General features: G+C 34.4%; 3 protein-coding genes, 1 rRNA gene, 1 pseudogene and 1 other annotated feature. Of the genes and pseudogenes, 1 reads left to right on the forward strand and 4 read right to left on the reverse strand.

Features of this window, described 5'->3' with window-relative positions; translation table 11 throughout:
- The 4 genes from COU51_02710 to rrf all read right to left on the reverse strand — a co-directional run.
- The coding region (locus COU51_02710) for a hydrogenase 4 subunit B (protein PIR66668.1) at nucleotides 1–1,111 on the reverse strand (1,111 nt) is incomplete at its 3' end.
- Nucleotide 1,112: 1 nt separating this feature from the next.
- Nucleotides 1,113–1,655 (reverse strand): formate hydrogenlyase, encoded by a 543-nt coding sequence (locus COU51_02715; protein PIR66669.1) that lies wholly within the window; start codon nucleotides 1,653–1,655, stop codon nucleotides 1,113–1,115.
- Between the two features lie 189 nt (nucleotides 1,656–1,844).
- The gene (locus COU51_02720; protein PIR66670.1) at nucleotides 1,845–2,510 is read right to left on the reverse strand and encodes a phosphatidylserine decarboxylase family protein; all 666 of its coding nucleotides are present in this window, start codon (nucleotides 2,508–2,510) and stop codon (nucleotides 1,845–1,847) included.
- Nucleotides 2,511–2,639: 129 nt separating this feature from the next.
- Nucleotides 2,640–2,747 (reverse strand): 5S ribosomal RNA (gene rrf / locus COU51_02725).
- A gap of 225 nt (nucleotides 2,748–2,972) precedes the next feature.
- Nucleotides 2,973–3,237: a sequence feature (possible 23S ribosomal RNA but 16S or 23S rRNA prediction is too short), on the reverse strand.
- Between rrf and COU51_02730 the strand changes: the two are divergent.
- Nucleotides 3,009–3,196 (forward strand): annotated as a pseudogene (locus COU51_02730) (hypothetical protein). It overlaps the preceding feature by 188 nt.
- Nucleotides 3,238–3,239: the final 2 nt, after the last annotated feature.

Raw genomic sequence — 3,239 nt, forward strand, 5'->3', positions numbered from 1 at the left:
TGATAACCGATCCAGCACCCAAAAAAAGTAAGGATTTAAAAATAGCATGATTTAAGGTGTGAAAAAGAGCCGCCACCAAACTCAAGAGTGCCAAGGCAGGCATATCCAATGAAGAAAAAATAAGAGCACTACCAAGGCCAAGCAGGATAATACCAATATTTTCAATACTATGATAAGCCAGCAATCTCTTAATGTCATGCTCTGTCAAGGCATACAAAACACCTAATAAAGAAGAGATTATCCCAATAATCAAAACAACAATTCCCCACCAAATTGGAATTGGCTGAAGAATATCCAAAAATAATTTAATCATCATAAAAATTCCCGTCTTAATCATCACTCCGGACATTAACGCCGAAATATGTGAAGGTGCCGCCGGATGAGCAGCTGGTAGCCAAATATGCAAAGGAATGATGCCAGCTTTGACACCAAAACCAATCAAAGTGGCTAAAAAAACAATATTTTTTACTCCAATCGGGAGCAAGGCAACATCATTTTTGATGGTCGCAAAATCAAACGAACCAGTAAACTTATAAAGTAATAAAAAAGCCGTCATAATAAAAGCGGTGCCAATATAAGTCATAATTAAATATAAAAATCCGGCTTTTACATTTTCTTGACCATTGCGGTCATAAATAACTGCAAAAAATGAAGCCACTGACATGATTTCCCAACCGATCAAAAAGAAAATTCCATTGGAAGCTGTAAAAACTAAAAGTATGCCCAAAATAAAAAAATTATAAAAAAAACCTAAAGCACCAATATTATATTTTTGATAATAATGCCTAATATAACCGACTGCATATATAGAACAAAAAAGCGCAATTAAAGAAATAATAAAAATAAAAAAAGCGGACAATAAATCAATATTAAAAGAGAGAGAAAGCAAAGGAAAAGGAGAACCGTCAATCATAAAAGCTATGGTGTGTTCAAAAATAATTGTTGCCACAGAGAAAAGTAACCCCCACAAAGAACCAGCGATGGCAAAAAAACTACTCCAGATATTTGCCGAATCGTCATCTTTTCTTAGCAATAAAGAACCAACCGCGCCGAAAAAAAACAGCGAGAGCAAAACAAAAAAACTTATCGGTGATGTGATAATTTCTAACATATTATTTTAATGTAACTGACTTTTTATCTAAACTTTCAAGGATATTCAGTAATGAAAACAGAATTTTTTTAGGGGTCGGCGGATTGCCTGAAATTTGATAATTTACCGGCAAAACAGAGTTAACTCCGCCTAAAACAGCGTAAGAATTTTTAAAAATTCCTCCATCAATAGCATCATCTCCCACGGCCACGACAATTTTTGGTTCAGCCGTAGCTTCGTATGCTCGTTTAACTGCTTCTGCCATATTGCGTGTTACCGGCCCAGTTACCAAAAGCATATCAGCGTGCCGTGGTGAAGCCACAAAATGAATTCCCAATCGCTCAATATCATAAAATGAATTAGACAAAGCTACCAATTCCTGTTCGCAGGCATTGTCCGAACCGGCATCAATTTGGCGAATCGCCAAAGATCCACAAAATAATTTTTTTACTTTATTTTCTATTTTTTTACCGACGGCTACAATGTCTACTTGGTCAAAGTCCTTGTTTTGTGAAGGGATTATATTTCTAGAAGTTTTAAATATTTTTAAAAAAAGTTTGAACATAATTTTATTTCATTAAATCATTAAGCGAAACACCGAGAGCGTCTGCAATTTCTTTAAGTGAATTTTTCATTTGATATATTCGTATAATTTTACTTTTATAGTTGTATAGTATTAAAAATATTACTTATTTATAGTTAATATATAAAATTTTTATCAATTAGTCAAATAAAATTTTGGATTTTAGTGTTTTTAGTTTTCTAAAATTTTATCAAAAAGACTAGGGAAATTTCCTATAACAGTTTCTCCATCTACAACTACTTGCCCTATTTCAACTAATGGTTCTATATATGAAGGCAAGATGAGAACGACTTGAGAACCTAACTTGATAATGCCATAGGGCTCTCCTTTTGCAACCTTGTCACCCTTTACTTTCCATGATTCTATACGTCTAGCAAGTATACCTGCCACTTGTACTACACCCACTCTTCCTCCATTTTCATTTTCAAAAACAGTCAATGTCTTTTCATTTGTATTTGCAAGATGAACTTTGTCATCTGAAAAAATAGCGTTCTTAAATACGCCTTGCATATGATCTTGTAAAACAATTATCCCTGTTATAGGGGCTCGTTGTATATGAACATTGTGAATATTCATTTCAATAACAATTATTACATATGGGCTTTGCTTCATCCCTGTATCCACTATTTGCTCAACTTCATTTTTAAAAAAATGTATTGTCTCATTATCTACTTTTTCAACATAAATAATCCTTCCATTTGCTGGTGATACTACCACACTATTTGCGGGTATATCTCTATCTGGTATCCGATGAAACCACTGCCAACCAAAAAAAATAAAACATGTTAAAACTCCAAAAGTAAAAAGTATACGGTATGTTATGTGTTTATATCTCATTGTTATGTTATCTATAAAATATTTCTAAAACTTTTATCAATCTATTATTTCAAAAAATCAATAGCAACAATATGATTATACATAAAAAACCTCATTTTCATAAGGTTTGTTATGTATTTGAATACATTGTTCTGGCACCTACCTACTTTCCCCTAAAGAGAGTATCATCGGCACTAGCGGGCTTAATTGCTCTGTTCGGAATGGGAAGAGATGTGACTCCGCCGTCAAAGTACCAGAACATTATATTCAAAATTTTTAAAATTTAGAACAAATTGAAATTTTATGAGTCGCGTAGGACCCACTCGGTACTCCGAGAAGGGTAAAGCGCGAATAAAATTTTAATTTGTGATAAATTTTTTTGTGGTTTGCAAATTTCTTCAATCGGAATTGAAAGTCTTAGTACTGGTAATAGCCCAATACCAAAACTGATTTGCGTTTGTGGTTTGCAAATTTCTTAACAGGAATCGAAACATTAGTACTTCTCAGCTGAACGCATTACTGCGCTTACACTTAAAGCCTATCAACCTAGTCATCTCCTAGGGTTCTAAACGATTCCTAATCTTGAAGCTGGCTTCCCTCTTAGATGCTTTCAGAGGTTATCCATTCCCGACATAGCTACTCTGCGGTGCCCTTGGCAGGACAGCAGATACACCAGAGGTCAGTTCACTCCGGTCCTCTCGTACTAGGAGCAAATCTTCTCAAGAATCAACGAGTGCAGTAGATAGGAGA

The organism is Parcubacteria group bacterium CG10_big_fil_rev_8_21_14_0_10_36_14, assembly GCA_002772895.1.
In the GTDB taxonomy this organism is placed as follows: Bacteria; Patescibacteriota; Patescibacteriia.